The organism is Streptomyces longisporus, assembly GCF_039532765.1.
In the GTDB taxonomy this organism is placed as follows: domain Bacteria; phylum Actinomycetota; class Actinomycetes; order Streptomycetales; family Streptomycetaceae; genus Streptomyces; species Streptomyces longisporus.
Window position 1 is genome coordinate 471,210 of record NZ_BAAASG010000012.1, and the last position, 17,696, is coordinate 488,905.

The window sequence follows — 17,696 nt, forward strand, 5'->3', positions numbered from 1 at the left end:
CACCTGCCCCGGCTCAGGCGGGGGCCATCAGCAAGGGCCGGGCCCGCTCCCGCAACTCCACCACCCGGGGCTCGTCACCGTACGGCTCCAGCCGGTGCAGAAGATCCTTCACATACTCCGTGGTCCGCGCGGACGAGATCCGCCCGGCCACCTCCACCGCCCTGACCCCCTGCTCACACGCCGCATCGAGATTGCCCGACTCCAGCTCGGCCACCGCCGAGACGACCAGCCGCAGCCCGTGCGACCGCACGAACTCCTCCGTCGGCTGCGACAACGCCTGCTCGGTGAACCGCCGCACCTGACGCGGCGCCTTCAGATCGCGGTAGCACTCCGCCGCATCCGCAGCAAAACGGTCGTACGAGTAGAAACCCAGCCATGACGGGTCATTGTCACCGTCACGGGCCCGCTCCAGCCACCCTTCGGCGGCCCGCAGCGCCCCGCCCGCCGCCTGCGCGTCACCCGCGCGCGCGTGCGCCCGTGCCTCGACGAGTCGGAAGAAGCTCATGGTGCGGGCGGTCGCCAGCCCCCGGTTGCGCTCGAGGGCGGCCTGCGCGAGATCGACGCCCTCGTCGCCGAAGCCGCGGTAGGTCGCCTGCAGCGACATGGACGCCAGCACATACCCCCCGAGGGGCACGTCGGCGGCGGCCCGGGCCAGCCGCAGCGCCTGGATGTAGTACCGCTGCGCGGCCTCCTGCTGACCGGTGTCGAAGGCCATCCAGCCCGCGAGCCGGGTCAGTTCGGCGCTCGCCCCGAACAGTGCCCGCCCGACCTCGTCCGAGTACGCCCCGAGCAGCAGCGGAGCCGCCTCCACCCGCAGGCACTCGGGCACCATCGACGAACGCCAGTCGCCTCCGCCGTACTTGGAGTCCCAGCGCCGGGCGTCCTCGGCGGCCTCCCGCAGCTTCTGCACGTCGCTGTGGCCGACTTTGAGCGGTGCGCCCGAGCCGTCGGCGGAGTTCGCCTCGCGCGCGACCGAACTGTCGGCCGGTGTTATCAGCCACCGTGAGGCGGGCGTTGCGTATGCGCTTACCGCGAACGATCCGGCCAGCGACTGCCAGATGCCGCCGGAGCCGGCCCGGCGCCCGGCGAGGTCGAGACGGTAGAGCTCCGTCGCCGACCGCACCGCCTGTCCTACGTCCCTGGGGAAGGCGAGGCCCACCTCGGGTGCGGGATCCGCGTCCGCCAGGCCGATCTCGTGGAGCGGCACCGGACGGCCGAGCTTCTGCCCTATCGCGGCGGCGATGAGGTGCGGCGCGGCACCCTGCGGCACCATGCCCTTCGACACCCAGCGCGCCACCGAGGTCTTGTCGTAGCGAAGAGTCAACCCGCGTTGAGCGCCAAGATCGTTGACGCGACGCGCGAGTCCTGCGTTGCTGATTCCCGCGAGGGCGAGAACGGCGCCGAGCTTTTCGTTCGGCCCGCGTTGCTCCCTGGACATGCGCCACCCCTCGACACAGACGGCTGCCGCGCTGGCATAACCACGCGGCATTCGTAAACCCAGCGTAGTTCGCCGCATCCCAAGCGTTAAGAGGCATTGTTCCGGATGGCGGGATTGTGGTCCGCACTGAAGTACGGGTCCGATACGCGCAGTTGCGCCATGCTCCGGCTGTGTGGCCGTGCGCCCGTCCGTGCGCTCTTCTCCGGCCATGCCGGGAGCGCTTCCATGGGCGGTGCGTGGGTCGGCCCGCTGTACTGGATCCAGCGGGCTGGGGGACACCGCCGCCTTCATCCCCGCGGGCGGCGGACGGGCCCGGGGGGCGAACTCCGTCTCCCGGGCTGCGCGCGGGCGATGCGATGCTCAGAGCATGTACGGAGCGTGTCCAAGGCTCGCCCGCCATCACCGATTTGGCTGAAAATCGCCCCCGCGCTTCCCGGGTAATTTCCGCTCCCACCACGGAACTTGAGGGCGCGAAGGGCGTTTTCGGGGAGCATTCCGGGGGCGCATTCGCGTCGCAGACGCCGTACCGGGTACGGGTGTTCGGACCTGCGGGCCCTTGAGTGCCGAAGCGTCGTCCGGGGATCGTAAGCGGCTCCACCACGCCTCCGGCGTGCGCCCTTCATGGCAGCATGGTGAACCAGTTCGTACGGTGCACTGGTTGTCCACAGCCTGTGGAGGCGTCCATGCGGTGGTTGGTGGGATGGAGCAGCACCGCCGCGGGGGCTTCGGAGATCGGTTCCGCGGGGGCCACCGGACAGGACGGCGAGACCGTGCACCCGGTGGGCTCCCAACTCCTGTGGGGCGACCCGGATCCGCTGTGGGCCGTCGGCGACTGGCGGCCCGACGAGGTGCGAGTGGTCAAGGCCGACGCGCAGACCCGGATCGCGGTCCTGGGGACGTGCGGGGCGTCCGACGAGCAGCTGAGGGTCGGTCTCTTCGCGGCACGCGGAGGCGCGCTGCGCCATCTGACCGCGTGGCCGGGCAGCTACACCGCCATCGTCCAGGTGGGCCGCCGGGTCACCGTCTGCGGCGACCTGGCGGGCGCCCGGCCCGTCTTCTACACCCCGTGGGCGGGCGGTACGGCCTACGCCACCGCCGCGCTCCCCCTCGCCGACCTCATCGAGGCCAACCTCGACTTCGGCCACCTCGCCGCGCTCCTCGCCGCCCCGGACGTACCGGCCGCGCTGCACGACTCCACGCCCTACGACGGCGTGCGGCGCATTCCGCCGGGGCATGCGCTGATCCTGCGCGCGGGTGCGCGTGAGATCGCCGGCTACGAGCCGGTCGCCTCGCTCGCGGTGGCGGCGCCCTCGGCGGACCCGGACAGCGCGGTCGACGCGGTGCGCGACGCGCTGGTGGAGGCGGTACGCGCGCGCCTGGCGGCGCCGAGACACGTCCCCGGAGCCGACATAGACCCGGGTCCCGTCCCCGGCATGGGGCCTGCGGAGCGCCGCGCCGCGCGCGGGATGCCGGTGGCGGGCATCGGCGCGGACCTCTCCGGCGGCCCGGCGTCGGGGACGCTCGCCCTGCTGGCAGCCGGTCTGCCGGGCATGCCGGGCACGGTCCTGGGCCACGGCACCGGCGCGGGCGAACGGCTGCTGGCGGTCACCTTCAACGACCTGGCGGTCGGCGGCCGCGAGGCGGAACTGGAGCGCGCGGGATCGCTGGCCGCCAACCCCCGCCTGCACCACGTGGTGGTGACCGGGGGCGAGGAGGCCCTTCCGTACGCCGAGCTCGACGGCCCCCTGACGGACGAACCGGGGCAGTCCCTGGTGACGGCGGCCCGCCACCGCACCCGCCTCGCCTCCGGCAGCGCGGACCACTTCACGGGCTACGGCGCCCGCCAGGTGCTGGACGCGCACCCGGCCCGTCTGGCCGACCTCCTGATGGACCGCAAACGCCGTCACCTGGTCCGCCCCGTCGCGGCGCTCGCCAAGGCCGACGGCTCGGTGATGGTCCCCGCGCGCGTGTACGGCGCGGCCCGGAAGCTGGCGAGGACTCCGTACCGTGCGGGCCTCGAACTCCTCGCCGAACGCCTCCTGCAACGCCGCTTCGACGAGCCGGGTGGCGCTGTCGGCGCGTCCCTCGCCGCCCTCACCTGGGCGAGACCCGGCCCGGCGGCGCGCTGGCTGACCGGCGAGGCCCTCGCTGAAGTATCGGTTCGCCTGCAGGCGTCGACGGGCCGCGCGGGCGTGGGCCCGGCCCAACGCCCGGGCGACTACCGCGCACGCGCGGCCCTGGCCCGGCACGCCGCCGACCTGCGCATCCTGGAACAGGCAGCCGAGATCCGCTCCCAACGCCTGCACGCGCCGTTCCTCGACAACCAGGTGGTCCGCGCCTGCCGCGCTCTGCCCGAGGCGCTGCGCGTGCAGCCTGGCGCGCGTGCCGAGATCCTCCGTACGGTCCTGGAAGGCGCCGGCGTGAGCGACCTCCCGCCCGGCTGGGGCGCCCCTTCCCACGCCTCGGCGGCGGTGGCGGCCCGCACCGGGCTGAGGGTGGCCGCGGACTCCCTGATGGCCCTCTTCGGCACCCCCTTGCTGGCGGAGGCGGGGCTGGTGGAGGCCCGAGTCGTCCGCAAGGCCCTCCGCGCAGCGGCAGCGGGCGAGCCCCTCCCCCTGGACGGCCTGGCGGACCTGGTCTCCCTGGAACTCTGGCTGCGCCGCCTCCTCTCCCGCCGAGGAACCTGCTGGACAGGCACTCCGGCCCGCCAGCGAGCGGTACCGGCGGGGATCACACCCCGGAGGGGGGCGCTGGCTTCTGGCGGGGGAGCGGGGGTGGCGTGAGCCTGAGCCCGCGCCGCGGCACCCCTTCTGGGCGCCGGCCCACGTTTTTCAGCCCGTCCGGCGTTTCAGGACGAGGCCGTTCGGACCGAACGGGGTCCGGGGCGGAGCCCCGAACTGGGTGCAGGGTCTGAGCCCCTGGAAGGGCCCCGCCCCGGAGCCCCGAACGGGGTGCGGGGGCGGAGCCCCGCGAAGGGCCCCGGCCCCGGAGCCCCGAACGGGGTGCAGCGGCGGAGCCCCGCGAAGGGCCCTGGGGAACAGGGCCGCGGGCTCGGGGGGGGGCGGGCCTCCGGAGTGGGGGCAAGGGCGCAGCCCCGGGGATGCGAGGGCTGGTCTCTGAGGGGTGCAGGGGACGCAGTGCCCGCCGGGGTTCGGGGGCGGGCCTCCGGAGTGGGGGCATGGGCGCAGCCCCGGGGATGCGAGGGCTGGTCCGTGAGGGGTGCAGGGGACGCAGTGCCCGCCGGGGTTCGGGGGCGGGCTTCCGGAGTGGGGGCATGGGCGCGCCCCCGGGGATGCGAGGGCTGGTCTCTGAGGGGTGCAGGGGACGCAGTGCCCGCCGGGGTTCGGGGGCGGGCCTCCGGAGTGGGGGCAAGGGCGCAGCCCCGGGGATGCGGGGGCTGGTCTCTGAGGGGTGCAGGGGACGCAGTGCAGGGGCGGAGCCCCTGGTGGGGTCGAAGGGGCGGAGCCCCTGGGGACGGGACGGGTAGGGGCGGCGGGGGCGTAAAAACACCCGGTGCCCGGCACCCATAGCGGCCCGCGCGACCCCGGCCTCCACAAACCACGTGCCCCACTCCCACCTCCCGGCGACAATGACCTGGTGCGGTACAGAATCCTGGGCGTCACCCAGGCAGAGGACGACCACGGCACCGCCCTACCCATCCCCGGCCAACGCCTCCGCACCCTCCTCACCGCCCTGGCCCTGCGCCCAGGCCGAGTCACCACCCCCGACACCCTCATCGACGAGGTCTGGTCGGACACCCCGCCCCAGGACGCCCCCGCCGCCCTCCAGGCCCTCGTCGCCCGCCTCCGCCGCACCCTGGGCAGACAGAGCATCACCTCCGCCCCCGGCGGCTACCGCCTCGAGGCGACCCGGGACGACGTGGATCTGTTCGTCTTCGAGCGACTGGTGCGCCAGGGCACCGCCGCCCTCGACCACGGCGACCCGCACACCGCCGCACACACCCTGGACCAGGCCCTCGCCCTGTACCGCGGCCCTGCCCTCGCCGACCTCCCGGACCGCCTCGCCGCCACCCGCCCCGAGGCGCTGCACCGCGAGGCGACAAGGGCCCGCATCGACGCGGACCTGCACCTCGGCCGCGCCCACGCCGCCGTACCCCACCTGAAGGAACTGACCGCCGCGCACCCGTACGACGAACCGCTGCATGCCCTCCTCATCCGCGCCCTGCGGGACACGGGCCGTACGGCCGACGCCCTCGCCGCATACGAGACCGCCCGCCGAGCCCTCGCCGAAGGCCTGGGCACCGACCCCGGCCCCCAACTACGTGCCCTGCACACGGAACTGCTCACCCCGGCGACCCCGACGACAACACCGCAACCCGCCCGCACCCCCCCCCCCACCCCCGCCGCCCCCCAACCCGAACCCCCCACCCGCACCGGCAACATCCGTCCCCGCCTTACCTCTTTCGTGGGCCGGGAACCAGAACTCGACGCCATCCGTTCCGAATTGCACAGGGCAAGGCTCGTCACCCTCACGGGTCCGGGCGGCTCCGGAAAGACCCGCCTCGCCGAGGAGGCCGCCGCCGGCCTCCCCCAGGCCTGGCTGGTCGAACTGGCACCGCTGGACCGCCCGGAGGCGGTGCCCGGCGCGGTGGTCAGCGCGCTCGGTCTGCGCGAGACCGTCCTGATGGCGACCGAGCTGACGGCCCCGCAGGACGACCCGCTCGCCCTGCTCGTCGAGTACTGCGCCCCGCGCAGCCAACTCCTGATCCTTGACAACTGCGAACATGTCATAGAAGCAGCGGCAGCCCTCGCCGAGACGCTGCTCACCCGCTGCCCGGGGCTCACGATCCTCGCCACCAGCCGTGAACCCCTGGGCGTCCCCGGCGAGTCCGTGCGCCCGGTCGAACCCCTCGTCCTCGACCAGGCGCACCGCCTCTTCGAGGAGCGCGCCTCCGCCGTCCGTCCCGACGCGGCCGCCGTGCTCCGCGACCGCGAGGCGGTGGAGGAGATCTGCCGCCGCCTGGACGGCCTGCCGCTCGCCATCGAACTGGCCGCGGCCCGGCTCCGGCTGCTCACCCCCCGCCAGATCGCCGACCGCCTCGACGACCGCTTCCGCCTTCTCACCTCCGGAAGCCGTACGGTCCTGCCCCGCCAGCAGACCCTGCGCGCGGTCGTCGACTGGTCCTGGGAACTGCTCGACGAGCGGGAGCGCACGGTGCTGTGCGAGGTCTCCGTGTTCGCCGGCGGCTGGGACCTCGCGGCGGCGGAGACGGTGTGCACCGGCCCCGCTACCGATCTCGTCGGGGCGCTCGTCGACAAGTCCCTGATCGTGGCCACCCCGGCCGAGACGTCCTATGAGGGGACCGGCTCCGGCGGCATGCGCTACCGCATGCTGGAGACCATCCACGAGTACGCCGCGGAGCGCGCCGCCGAGGCCCCCGAACTGCGCGCCGCGGCCGAGCGCCGGCACAGCGCCTGGGTGCGCGCGCTCGTCGAGGAGGCCGACCCCCTCCTGCGTTCCGCCGGTCAACTCCCGTGGATCTCCCGTCTGGAGACCGAGCTGGACAACATCCGCGCCGCCCTGCACCGTACCCTCACCGAGGGCGCCGAGCCGGAGGCCGGCGCCCTCGCCCTGTCCATGGGCTGGTTCTGGTGGCTGCGCAACTACCGGCACGAGGCCGAGTCCTGGCTGGACCAGGTCCTCCGCCTGGGCGTCGCTCTGGACAACACCGCCCCCGCCTCCTCGCAGGCCCCCGCCTTGGACCCCATGGACGCCTACCTCTCCGCCCCCGACGCCGAGGCGCACCACCCCCGCCACACCCTCCGCATGAACCTCCGGATGCTGCACCTCTTCATGAAGTCGGACACCCAGCCGATGGACGCGCTGCTGGACGACCGGCTGCGTCAGTACGTCGGCCGGCTGCGGGAGTTCTTCGAGCGGGGCGGCCCGGAGGCGGCCCGTATGCCGGGCCTGGTCTGGCCGTTCACCACCTTCGTCCTGGACAGCCCGCAGGACGTCCGCGCCGCCCTGGACGCCTGCGTCGCCAACTGCCGTGCCCACGGCGACGACTGGGCGGTCGGCGTCGCGCTGATGTTCCGTACGCACACGGCCGTCGACTCACCGGGCGGCATGGAGGGCGTGGACGAGGACCTCGCGGAGCTCAGGGCGCTGAGCCGGCGCGTCGGCGACCGCTGGATGCGGGCCCAGGTGTGCAGCGCCGCAGGCGAGGCGGCGATGGCCCGAAGCCGCCTGGAGGAGGCCCGGGGCGAGTACGAGGAGGCACTGCGGCTCGCCTACGAGGTGGGCGCGTACGCCGAGACACCGTTCCTGCTGGCCCGGCTCGCCGAGATCGCCTACCGGGCGGGCGACCGTGCGGCCGCGCTCAGCGGGCTGGAGGAGGCGACGGCCGCCGCCGACCGATACGGCGTACCGGATTCGAGGGCGTTCGTGCTCCTGTTGCGCGCCCAGCTCGCGCTGGACGAGAAGCACACCGCCCAGGCTCGTGCGCTGCACGAGGCGGCTCGCGCGGAGATCGGGCGAGGCACGCCTCCGCCCCAGTTCACGGTGATGCTGAACGCGATCGACGCCCTGGTGACGGTCGCCGAGTCGGGCCCGGCGCACGGACTGCCGAAGCTGGCCGACACCGTCCGCGAGGCGGTGGAGCGGCGCTGCGCCGACGTGGTCACGGCGGCCCTGGTGGACAGCACGGCCGTCCTGCTGTCCGACCTGGGAGACCATACGCGGGCGGTCCGCCTGCTGGCCGCCGCGAAGCACCTGCGCGGCGGCCAGCCGCGCACCATGCCGGAGCGCGCCGGGGCCGAGCGGGCCGAGGCCGCCGCCCGCGCCGCGCTGTGCGCCGAGGAGTACGAGGCCGAGTGCGCCCGGGGCGCCGCGTTCACCGCCGACGACCTCCTGGCCGAACTCGGCGAGGCCGTTCACAAGCACCCTGCCGAGCAGCTCCCGGAGCCCGAACCGCAGCCGTACCGCCCTAAGAGCAGGTGAACCTCGACTCGGCCCAGTCCGCGAGCGTCAGGGTGTCGAAGCTGCTCTGCGGCTGTACGACCAGCCGTACGGTCCGGTGCCCGGCGAGGTTCACATGGACCGGGACCGCCTGATAGCCCGCCTGGATCAGCCCGGACTGCCACAGCCGGACGCCGTCGGCGTAGACGGAGAAGTAGACCTTGCCGAGCCCCAGGGTCATGTCGTCGACGCCGACCACGGCGTCATAGGCGGAGCAGGTGCGGTTGAGGTCGACGGTGACGGAGGACTCGCCGTGCACCGTCACGCCGTGCGGGTACTGCTTGCCGGCGATCGCCATGCCGTACCGCTGCCACACCCAGCTGCTCTCGCCGATCCGCATCTCGGGCTTGGTGCCGTCGCCGCCGAGGTCGTACGAGAGCCCGCTCCACTGGTAGACGGCCGGAACCGGGGGTGGGGTCGGGGTGGGGGTGGGCGTGGGCTTGGGGGCCGGCTTCGGTTTCGGCTTCGGGGCGGGAGTGGGGGTCGGCTTGGCCTTCGGGCGGGGAGCCGGGGCCTGAGTCGGCGCGAGAGCCGCCGCGGGCACGATCACCGGCGGCTTCGGCTCGGGCTTCTTCTTCGGCGGCGTCGGCTTGGGCGACTCACGCCGGACGGCCGGCGCGGAGGCGGGTGGCTTCGCGTCCGGCTTCCTGACCGGGGTGTCGCTCCCGGACAGCGCGAGGGCCACCGCCACACCCGCGGCGGCCAGGACACCGGCGGCGAGGCCGATCTTCGCGGGCGCCCCCAGCCCCTCGGAGGCCGCCGCGCCACCGGCGCCCGCCCCGCTGGAGGAGCCGCCGCTCGCCGCGGCGGCCGCACCCGCGACCCCCGCCGCACCGGCCCCGGTGCCGCCCGCCACGAGCGCGGCCACCTTGGCGTACCCGGCGGCACCGAACCAGCCGATGACCGCGACCGGCACGACGCCCGGGATACCACCGGCGACTTCCTTGATCTGGCCCGCGGCCAGCCGGCACTTGGCGCACTCCTCCAGGTGCTTGCGCAGCCCCCGCTCGGCACGCGTGCGCAGTCCGCCGCGGGCGTAGGCGCCGAGCCGGTCGGCGTAGCGGGCGCACTCCTCGTCGCCGGCGAGCGTGGCACTGACGTGGGCCTGGAGATAGGCCTGCTTGAGGCCCTCGCGGGCGCGGCTGGCGAGCACCCGGGTGCCGTTGGCGTCGAGACCGAAGAGCGTGGCGACCTCGCTCGGCGACTCGTCCTCGACCTCGGTGTGCCACAGCACGGCCTGCCAGCGCTCCGGCAGCGACCGGAAGGCCTGCATGGCCATGGACTGCTCGGCCTCGTGCATCGCGCGCACATCGGCGCCGAGGTCGAGAGTGTCGTCGTCGGACACCTCGGAGGAGCGTGCGGCCTGCGCCGCGAACACCGCGAAGTCGTCGACCAGTTGCTCACGCTTCGCGGACTTCGTCCAGTTCGCGGCCACCCGCCGAATGGTGGTGAGCAGATACGCGCGTACGGCGTGTTCGGGGCCGTGGCCGCCGCGTACCGCCTGGAGCATGCGGGCGAAGACCTCTGCGGTGAGGTCGTCCGCGGTGTGCGCGTCGCGGCAGCAGGTGCGGGCGTAGCGGCGCACCGCGTCCGCGTGGCGCCGGTACAGCTCCTCGTACGCGGTGTCGTCGCCCGAGCGCATCCGCCCGATCAGATCGGCGTCGGAGGGCGGCTGGTCCCTGGGCGGCGGCAGGACGCCGTCCTCCCGTCGGTCGCGCTGCGCCGGGACACTGCCCTCGACGGGCTCGACCGGCTCGCCGCCCTGCGGCGGGATGACGGTCTCCGGGCGACCGGCGCCGCGCGGGACACCCGCCCGTCCGCCCGGCCCGCCCTGACTCGGCACCTGCGGCGAACCACCGGCCTCCGGGTCACCGTCACCCAGGGGCTCGTCCCGCCCGTCAACGCTCATCGCGGAAAGCCCCCGACGCCTGCCCAACCAGTCCCGAACACCGGGTCAGAGTGCCATATTGGCTTTTGTTCAGGACCCATCAGAGCGGACCATCCACCCGTCCGTGGGGACTTGTCGTGCCGTAGTACTAGCCGTCACTCATTCGGGGAAGGCTCAATCGACGCCCGACAGGCGGAAGTTGAGCGGCAGTTGAGTGGCATGCCGGAAATGTCCCGCTCATTCCGGGCTCACGCCGGGCGCGCGGGCTGTGCGGTGCCCACGCCCCACCGTCACCCCTTCGAGTTACGGACCGTTCGAGTTACGGGCCACCGGAGACGCTGACACGACCCGTCCCCGCGGACCCCCGTCGCCTCAGGCCGGCCGTGACCGCAGCCCCTCCAGCAGGATGTCGAGCAGCCGTGCCGAAGCGGCCGCCTGCTGGGCCGCGTCCGGCAGCGAGGGTGCCGCCGTCGCAATGACCAGCAGTACGTCCGAGACCGACACGTCGGCCCGCAGCTCACCCGCCGCGCGCGCCCGCTCCACGAGCTGGCCCACGACCTCGAGCAGCGCCCCTGCACCCGTGTCGTCCTCCGCCGAGAGCCTGGGGGCCCCTTCGGGAACGAGCCGCAGCTCCCCGGAACCCGGCTGGGTCCGCTGCTGCGGCACCCGGGCCTCGTCGAAGACCGTCCCCTCGGACCCCTCGTCGGCGACCGAGACCCGCAGCACCTGCGGCGGCAGCAGCCGCCCGGCACCCGAGGCCACCGAGGTCCGCAGGAAGCGCGAGAGCGCCGACCACGGCTCGTCCTCCTGACCGAGCGCCGCCCGGGCCTGGTCGGTCAGCCGGGAGGTCTCCTCCTCGGCTATCCGCCGCACCAGGACGTCCTTGCTCGGGAACCGCCGGTACACGGTCCCCACACCCACCCGAGCCCGCCGCGCCACGTCCTCCATCGGCGCGCCGTACCCCAGCTCGCCGAAGACCTCGCGCGCCGCGCGCAGTACGTGCTCCAGATTGCGCTGTGCATCCACGCGCAGCGGTGTCGTGCGCGAGGCGTCCCCGCGTCCGTTGCCCGTCGCCGCGCTCACCATGCCGCCCGTTGTCAGTGCAGACGCGGACGACCAATGAGAGTCCTGAACATGCATAAGCGTTCCCCCGGTAATGACGTCTCCCCCCGGAGACTCTCCCCGCCATTCATTGGTTGCCGGAGCGTGGGAACAAGCCCGGTTCACCGGCCCGCCCGTCGCGGACTCGACGACCGATGAGTGCATCCCCCTACACCCCGTCGAGACACGAACATAGTTGAGAGGGAGTCAATTCAGAAGGGGCAGGTTCCGCACAGAGCGCCCCCCGATCGGAGTACGGGTCGCATACGTCCCGATTGCGCCCCCCAAGGTCATCCGGCGCACACCCGCTGACCTGCAATGCAGTCGGGCAGTCGGGCAATTCGGCCAACCCTGGGCGTCCCCGGCCCCGCGTCACACAAATTGTCGGGGCTGTGGACAAACTCAAGCGCTGGGTGCGTCATGGGATGGTGAAGGAACGTGCGCGCATTCTCGTTGTCGGCGGCGGCTACGTCGGGATGTACACGGCCCTGCGCCTCCAGCAGAAGCTGAAGCGGGAACTCAGGCGGGGCGAGGCCGAGATCACAGTCGTCACTCCCGACCCTTACATGACCTATCAGCCATTCCTTCCGGAAGCGGCCGCCGGTGCCATTTCCCCCCGGCATGTCGTCGTACCGCTGCGCCGCGTCCTGGACCAGTGCCATGTCGTCGTCGGCGAGGTCCAGTCCATCGACCACGCCAAACGCACCGCGACCCTCACCACCCTCGCCACGGAGGAGGAGGGAGCGGGACCCGAGCACATGACGTACGACGAACTGGTCCTCGCCCCAGGTTCGATCTCGCGCACACTGCCCATCCCTGGCCTCGCCGACCACGGCATCGGTTTCAAGTCGGTCGAGGAGGCCATCGGCCTGCGCAACCACGTCATCGAGCAGATGGACATCGCCTCCTCCACCCGCGACCCCGCGATCCGCGACGCGGCCCTCACCTTCGTCTTCGTCGGCGGGGGCTTCGCCGGGGTCGAGGCGCTCGGCGAACTGGAGGACATGGCCCGCTACGCCGCCCGCTACTACCACAACGTCCGGCCCGAGGACATGAAGTGGATCCTCGTCGAGGCCTCGGACCGCATCCTGCCCGAGGTCGGCGAGGAGATGGGCCGCTACACGGTCACCGAACTGCGCCGCCGCAACATCGACGTACGCCTGCGGACCCGCCTGGAGTCCTGCGCGGACCGTGTCGCCGTCCTCAGCGACGGCGCCCGCTTCCCGACCCGTACGGTCGTCTGGACGGCCGGTGTGAAGCCCAGCCCGCTGCTCGCGGCCACCGACCTGCCCCGCACCGAACGCGGTCGGCTGAAATGCACCCCCCAGCTGACGATCGACGGCGCCACGCACGCGTGGGCGGCAGGAGACGCGGCCGCCGTCCCCGACGTCACCGCCGCCGAACCCGGCACGGAGACCGCACCCAACGCCCAGCACGCGGTCCGCCAGGCCAAGCTCCTCGGCGACAACATCGCGCACTCCCTGCGCGGCGAACCCCTCGAGACGTACTCCCACAAGTACGTCGGATCGGTCGCCTCCCTGGGTCTGCACAAGGGCGTCGCCCACGTCTACGGGCGCAAGTTGAAGGGCTACCCTGCCTGGTTCATGCACCGCGTCTACCACCTCAGCAGGGTGCCCACCTTCAACCGCAAGGCCCGTGTCCTGGCCGAATGGACCCTTTCGGGCCTCTTCAAGCGGGAGATCGTCTCCCTGGGTTCGCTCGAACATCCCCGAGCGGAGTTCGAACTCGCGGCCGGTGGAAAGCCTCCTACCGACCCGATGAACGACCCGAAGGGGTCGTCCTGACCGGACCGAGGAACTCCACCGACCGACCGGGCGTCTCACGGATGTCGCCCCGGTAGGCCACACTGCCAGACTGATCCCCGCCCCCGGGGCGAGCAGATGCTCGCCCTTCGAACCCAAGAGGCTCTCTCCACCGTGCTGCATCCCGGGGGTGTCACCCCCCAGCTCTCCGGCCGGTTCCGGAGCCGGCCGAAGACGCCGAAGACGACGACACGAGGCAAGGATTCGTGAACTTCACGCGCTGGAGCGCCCGGCTCCCCGGAACGCAGCGCCGCGCCGCAGCGCGGACCGATCACACGGCCGCCCCCGACCGGCAGGCCGAGACCCCGAACCCCGTGCCCGCGGCCCGCGCCGAACAACTCACCGACGAGCACGCACCCGTACCCGCCGTCGACGAGCTCCCCGTCCGCGAGGTCCTCGACCGCGTCCCGGCCCTCGTCGCCCTCGTCCACGGCCCCGACCACCGCGTCGCCTACATCAACGACGCCTATGTGACGGCCTTCGGCGTACGGCCGCTCGGCGAGCCCACCCGCGAATCCCTCCCCGAACTCGACGAACTGGGCCTGCTCCCGCTCCTCGACCAGGTCCTGCGCAGCCGCAAGCCCCGCACCCTCAAGTCCCGCAAGGCCCCCGACGGCCGCTCCTACACCTTCACCTGCACCCCCGTGACGGAAGGCGAGAACGCGGGCGTACTGGTCTTCGCCACCGACGTCACCGACCACGCCGAAGCCGCCGAACGCCTCCGCGCCAGCGAGCGCCGGCAGCGCGAGACAGCCGTCACCCTCCAGCGCTCGCTGCTGCCCCAGGAACTCGAAGAACCCGACGACCTGCGCATCGCCGCCACCTACCAGCCCGGCGGCACCGAGGCGGCGGTCGGCGGCGACTGGTACGACGTCATCACCCTCGGCGGCGGCCGCACGGCCCTGGTCATCGGCGACGTGATGGGACGGGGCGTACGCGCCGCGGCCGTCATGGGCCAGCTCCGTACCGCGGTCCGCGCATACGCCCGCCTCGACCTCCCCCCGCACGAGGTCCTCCAGCTCCTCGACGGCCTCGCCACGGAGATCGACGCCAACCAGATCGCCACCTGCGTCTACGCCATCCACGACCCGAACGAGGGCCGACTGGTGTACGCCTCCGCCGGCCACCTGCCGATCCTCGTCCGCGACGAGAGCGGAGTCGTCCTGCGCGCCGACGAGCCGACCGGCCCGCCCCTGGGCACGGGCGGCTGGATGCACGCCTCGGGCTCGGTCCCCCTGGGCCCCGGCTCCACCGCCGTCCTCTACACGGACGGCCTGGTGGAACGCAGGAACGAGGACCTCGACGAGGGCATCGCGGCCCTGGAGCGGGCCCTGTCCGGCGCCACGGGCACCCCACAGGTCGTCTGCGACCGCCTGGTCCGCTCGGCGGGCGTGACGGCGGACCACGACGACGACGTGGCCGTCCTGGTCCTCCAGCACCCGGCCCGCACCGGCCCGGACAGCGACCTCTTCCGCAATGCGGCCCTGGAACTCCTCGGCGGCATCGAAGCGGCCCCCCGCGCGCGTGCCTTCGCCTCCGGCGTCCTGACGAGCTGGCGCTTCCCCATCGACCTGCACGACCTCGGCGTCCTCGCGGCCAGCGAACTGGTCGCCAACTCCCTCCAGCACGGCACACCACCCATGCGCCTGCGCCTGCGCCGCACCGACCGCCGCCTGATCATCGAGGTCACCGACGGCGACGACCACCTGCCCCGCCGCCGCCGGGCGGAACCCGGCGACGAGTCGGGCCGGGGCATCGCCATCGTCGCGACGATCGCCTCGAACTGGGGCTCACGGCGCACACCCGGCGGAGGCAAGGCGGTCTGGTGCGAGTTCGTCCTCCCCAAGGGCTCGACCTGACCCCGCTCAGGCCTCCGCGACCACCGGCTCCGCAGCGGCCCCACCCCGGGCGACCACCCGGCTCTTCCCGAGCCACGGCTGATCCTGTACGGCGGTGAGCTGCCGACCGAGCCGCAGCGCGAGGAAGGTGATCCCCAGGGAGAACAGCAGGAACGTCACGATGTACGGCGCGGGCAGCGAGGCCCCCAGTGGCCCGCCCACCGCCGGCCCGACCGCCAGCGCAAGCTGCTTCACCAGGGCGAAGGCGGAGTTGTACTGCCCCGCCATCCCCGTCGGAGCGAGATCGGCCACCAGCGGGGCGACGGTCGGCGACAGCATCGCCTCGCCCAGCCCGAACAAGGCATACGTCGACACGAACGCGGCCGTCGCCATCTCCTGGCTGCCGTGCCCGAGCCCCGCGTATCCGGCCATGACCCACGCCACGGCCCAGATCAGCCCGACAACGGCGATCACCCGGGACCGGCGCCGGCGCTCGACGAACCTCAGCACGGCGAACTGCGCGACGACGATCATCAGGGTGTTGGCGGCGAGCGCCGTCCCCAGCGCCGACGTCGAGATGCCCGCGGCCTCGACGCCGTATGCGCTCAGCCCCGACTCGAACTGTCCGTAGCAGGCGAAGAACAGCACAAAGCCGAGCACGGACAGCTGCACCATGGCCCGGTTGCCGAGCAGCTGCTTCCAGCTGCCCTTCGCGGACTGCGCGGGCGCGTCCTCGATACGCGGGGAGTGCGGCATCCGCACGGTGGCCATCACGACCGCGAGCAGCAGGAACACCGCAGCCTCGATCGAGAACAGCAGCGTGAAGGAGTCGACGCGCGTAGAGTCGACGAGATGGCCGCCGATGAGCCCGCCGACACCCAGCCCCAGGTTCTGCAGGAAGAACTGCATCGCAAACGCACGCGAGCGCGTGTCCGCCGTGGAGCAGTCCACGATCATCGTCGCGAGCGCCGGCTGCATTACGGCCTGCCCGGCCCCGAGCGCGGCCGCCGACAACAGCACGGCGGTGCTGCTGCTCGCCAGCCCCAGACTCAGCGATCCCACGGCGGCAGTGACCAAGGCGGCGAGCAGGACCGGCCGGGGACCGCGCCGGACGATGGCGCGTCCGGCGAACGGCAGCACGATCAGCGCGGCCACAGCAAAGACGGCGAGCACCAGCCCCGCCGTCATGGCTCCGAGGCCCCGTACCTGCGCCACATAGACGTACAGGTAGGGGACCGTGAAGCCGAGCCCGAACGCGCTGAGTGCGTTACCCACGTGGATCCGGCGCATCGCTGCGCCCATCGCCCTGGTCACGTTCACCTCTCTCAGTAGTTAGGAGTGAAGACTTAGAAGCTAAACTTCGAAGCTAAACAGTACACCCAGAAGAACTTCAACGCCAAGCACGCCCGTGCCATACTTCGCCCATGGGCGACACCCCCGGCACCCTCGGCGAACCGACACTCGAAGAGCAGATCGCCGCCTACCAGCGCGAGTTCCGGGACCTCGACCCCCAGGTCGAAAAGATCGTCTCGGCCCTGTCCCGCCTGAACCGCCGCATGAACGTCGCCTACGGCCGCCAGACCTCCGCCCTCGGCATCAGCAACGCCGAGTGGGAGGTCCTCAAGGCCCTCGTCCTCTCCGGCGCCCCCTACCGCCTGGGCCCGAGCGATCTCGCCAAGCGCCTGGGTCTCACGCCGGCCGCGATGACCCACCGGATCGACCGCATGGTCGCCGAAGGTCTGGTGACCCGGGAGCGCGACGAGTCCAACCGGGTCCGGGTGATCGTGGAGCTGACCGCGGAGGGCCGCGAGAAGTGGCTCGAGGCGATGCGCCTCGCCACGGTCTTCGAGGAGGACCTCCTCCAGGACCTGTCTCCCGACGAGCGCAGTACTCTGGGAGAGGTCCTCACGCGTCTCCTGCGCAGGGTGGAACACGCCCAGCCGGACGCGGGCGGGCGCCTCAGCGACCTGGACTGAGGCCCACATAAAAGATCTTGACAGAGGGTGCTTGACAGCCCTCTCCCAGATCCGTAGAGTTCTTCGGGTTGCCACAGAGCCGTAACGGTTCTGCGACAGCACCTCCGCCGCACGAGCGGCACCCTCAAACCATCAGAACGATCTCCCAATGGGATTGCTTTCGGCGCGCCCGAATTCAATTCGATTCGGACTCGGCAGCCCGATTAGGAACTGCCGAAGGGATCCGCTAAGGTTTGAGACGTCGGAACGGCCCAACGGCCGGGAGGACAGCCCCTCTGACTGGGAGTCAGGCCCGAAAGGATCTGATAGAGTCGGAAACGCCGGAAAGGGAAACGCGAAAGCGGGAACCTGGAAAGCACCGAGGAAATCGGGACCGGAAACGGTCTGATAGAGTCGGAAACGCAAGACCGAAGGGAAGCGCCCGGAGGAAAGCCCGAGAGGGTGAGTACAAAGGAAGCGTCCGTTCCTTGAGAACTCAACAGCGTGCCAAAAATCAACGCCAGATATGTTGATACCCCGACACCGGGAAGCTTTTCCTGGTGGCGAGGTTCCTTTGAAGTAAACACAGCGAGGACGCTGTGAACCGTTCGGGCTTATTCCGCCCGGCGGTTCCGCTCTCGTGATGTGTCACCCGATCACGGGTAAACATTC

Annotated in this window: 9 protein-coding genes; 5 read left to right on the forward strand and 4 right to left on the reverse strand. The window is 72.3% G+C overall.

Annotation, left to right across the window (positions count from 1 at the left end; all coding sequences use genetic code 11):
* Window positions 1-13 precede the first annotated feature (13 nt).
* Complete coding sequence (locus ABD355_RS27925; protein WP_344403446.1) at window positions 14-1,438, reverse strand: NsdA family TPR-like regulatory protein; 1,425 nt, start codon at window positions 1,436-1,438, stop codon at window positions 14-16.
* 683 nt (window positions 1,439-2,121) lie between these two features.
* On the opposite strand from ABD355_RS27925, the gene ABD355_RS27930 reads away from it, so the two are divergent.
* Window positions 2,122-4,221 (forward strand): asparagine synthase-related protein, encoded by a 2,100-nt coding sequence (locus ABD355_RS27930; RefSeq protein WP_344403447.1) that lies wholly within the window; start codon window positions 2,122-2,124, stop codon window positions 4,219-4,221.
* Window positions 4,222-5,035: 814 nt separating this feature from the next.
* Window positions 5,036-8,401 carry an AfsR/SARP family transcriptional regulator gene (locus tag ABD355_RS27935; protein WP_344403448.1) on the forward strand — a complete coding sequence of 1,122 codons (3,366 nt, stop codon included), beginning with the start codon at window positions 5,036-5,038 and terminating at the stop codon, window positions 8,399-8,401.
* Here the strand turns inward: ABD355_RS27935 and ABD355_RS27940 are convergent.
* Both ABD355_RS27940 and ABD355_RS27945 read right to left on the reverse strand, forming a co-directional pair.
* Complete coding sequence (locus tag ABD355_RS27940; RefSeq protein WP_344403449.1) at window positions 8,388-10,328, reverse strand: sigma-70 family RNA polymerase sigma factor; 1,941 nt, start codon at window positions 10,326-10,328, stop codon at window positions 8,388-8,390. The genes ABD355_RS27935 and ABD355_RS27940 overlap by 14 nt on opposite strands.
* A gap of 351 nt (window positions 10,329-10,679) precedes the next feature.
* Window positions 10,680-11,447 (reverse strand): TetR/AcrR family transcriptional regulator, encoded by a 768-nt coding sequence (locus ABD355_RS27945; protein ID WP_344403450.1) that lies wholly within the window; start codon window positions 11,445-11,447, stop codon window positions 10,680-10,682.
* Window positions 11,448-11,833: 386 nt separating this feature from the next.
* On the opposite strand from ABD355_RS27945, the gene ABD355_RS27950 reads away from it, so the two are divergent.
* Entirely contained in the window at window positions 11,834-13,213 is a 1,380-nt protein-coding gene (locus tag ABD355_RS27950; RefSeq protein ID WP_344403451.1) for an NAD(P)/FAD-dependent oxidoreductase, read from the forward strand.
* 224 nt (window positions 13,214-13,437) lie between these two features.
* The gene (locus tag ABD355_RS27955; protein WP_344403452.1) at window positions 13,438-15,090 is read left to right on the forward strand and encodes an ATP-binding SpoIIE family protein phosphatase; all 1,653 of its coding nucleotides are present in this window, start codon (window positions 13,438-13,440) and stop codon (window positions 15,088-15,090) included.
* A 6-nt stretch (window positions 15,091-15,096) separates the two neighbouring features.
* Here ABD355_RS27955 and ABD355_RS27960 read toward each other — a convergent pair whose 3' ends face one another.
* Window positions 15,097-16,383, reverse strand: coding sequence for an MFS transporter (locus ABD355_RS27960; RefSeq protein WP_344403453.1), 1,287 nt, complete (start codon window positions 16,381-16,383; stop codon window positions 15,097-15,099).
* A 110-nt stretch (window positions 16,384-16,493) separates the two neighbouring features.
* Here ABD355_RS27960 and ABD355_RS27965 point away from each other — a divergent pair, with 110 nt between their 5' ends.
* Window positions 16,494-17,045 carry a MarR family winged helix-turn-helix transcriptional regulator gene (locus ABD355_RS27965; RefSeq protein WP_344403454.1) on the forward strand — a complete coding sequence of 184 codons (552 nt, stop codon included), beginning with the start codon at window positions 16,494-16,496 and terminating at the stop codon, window positions 17,043-17,045.
* Window positions 17,046-17,696: the final 651 nt, after the last annotated feature.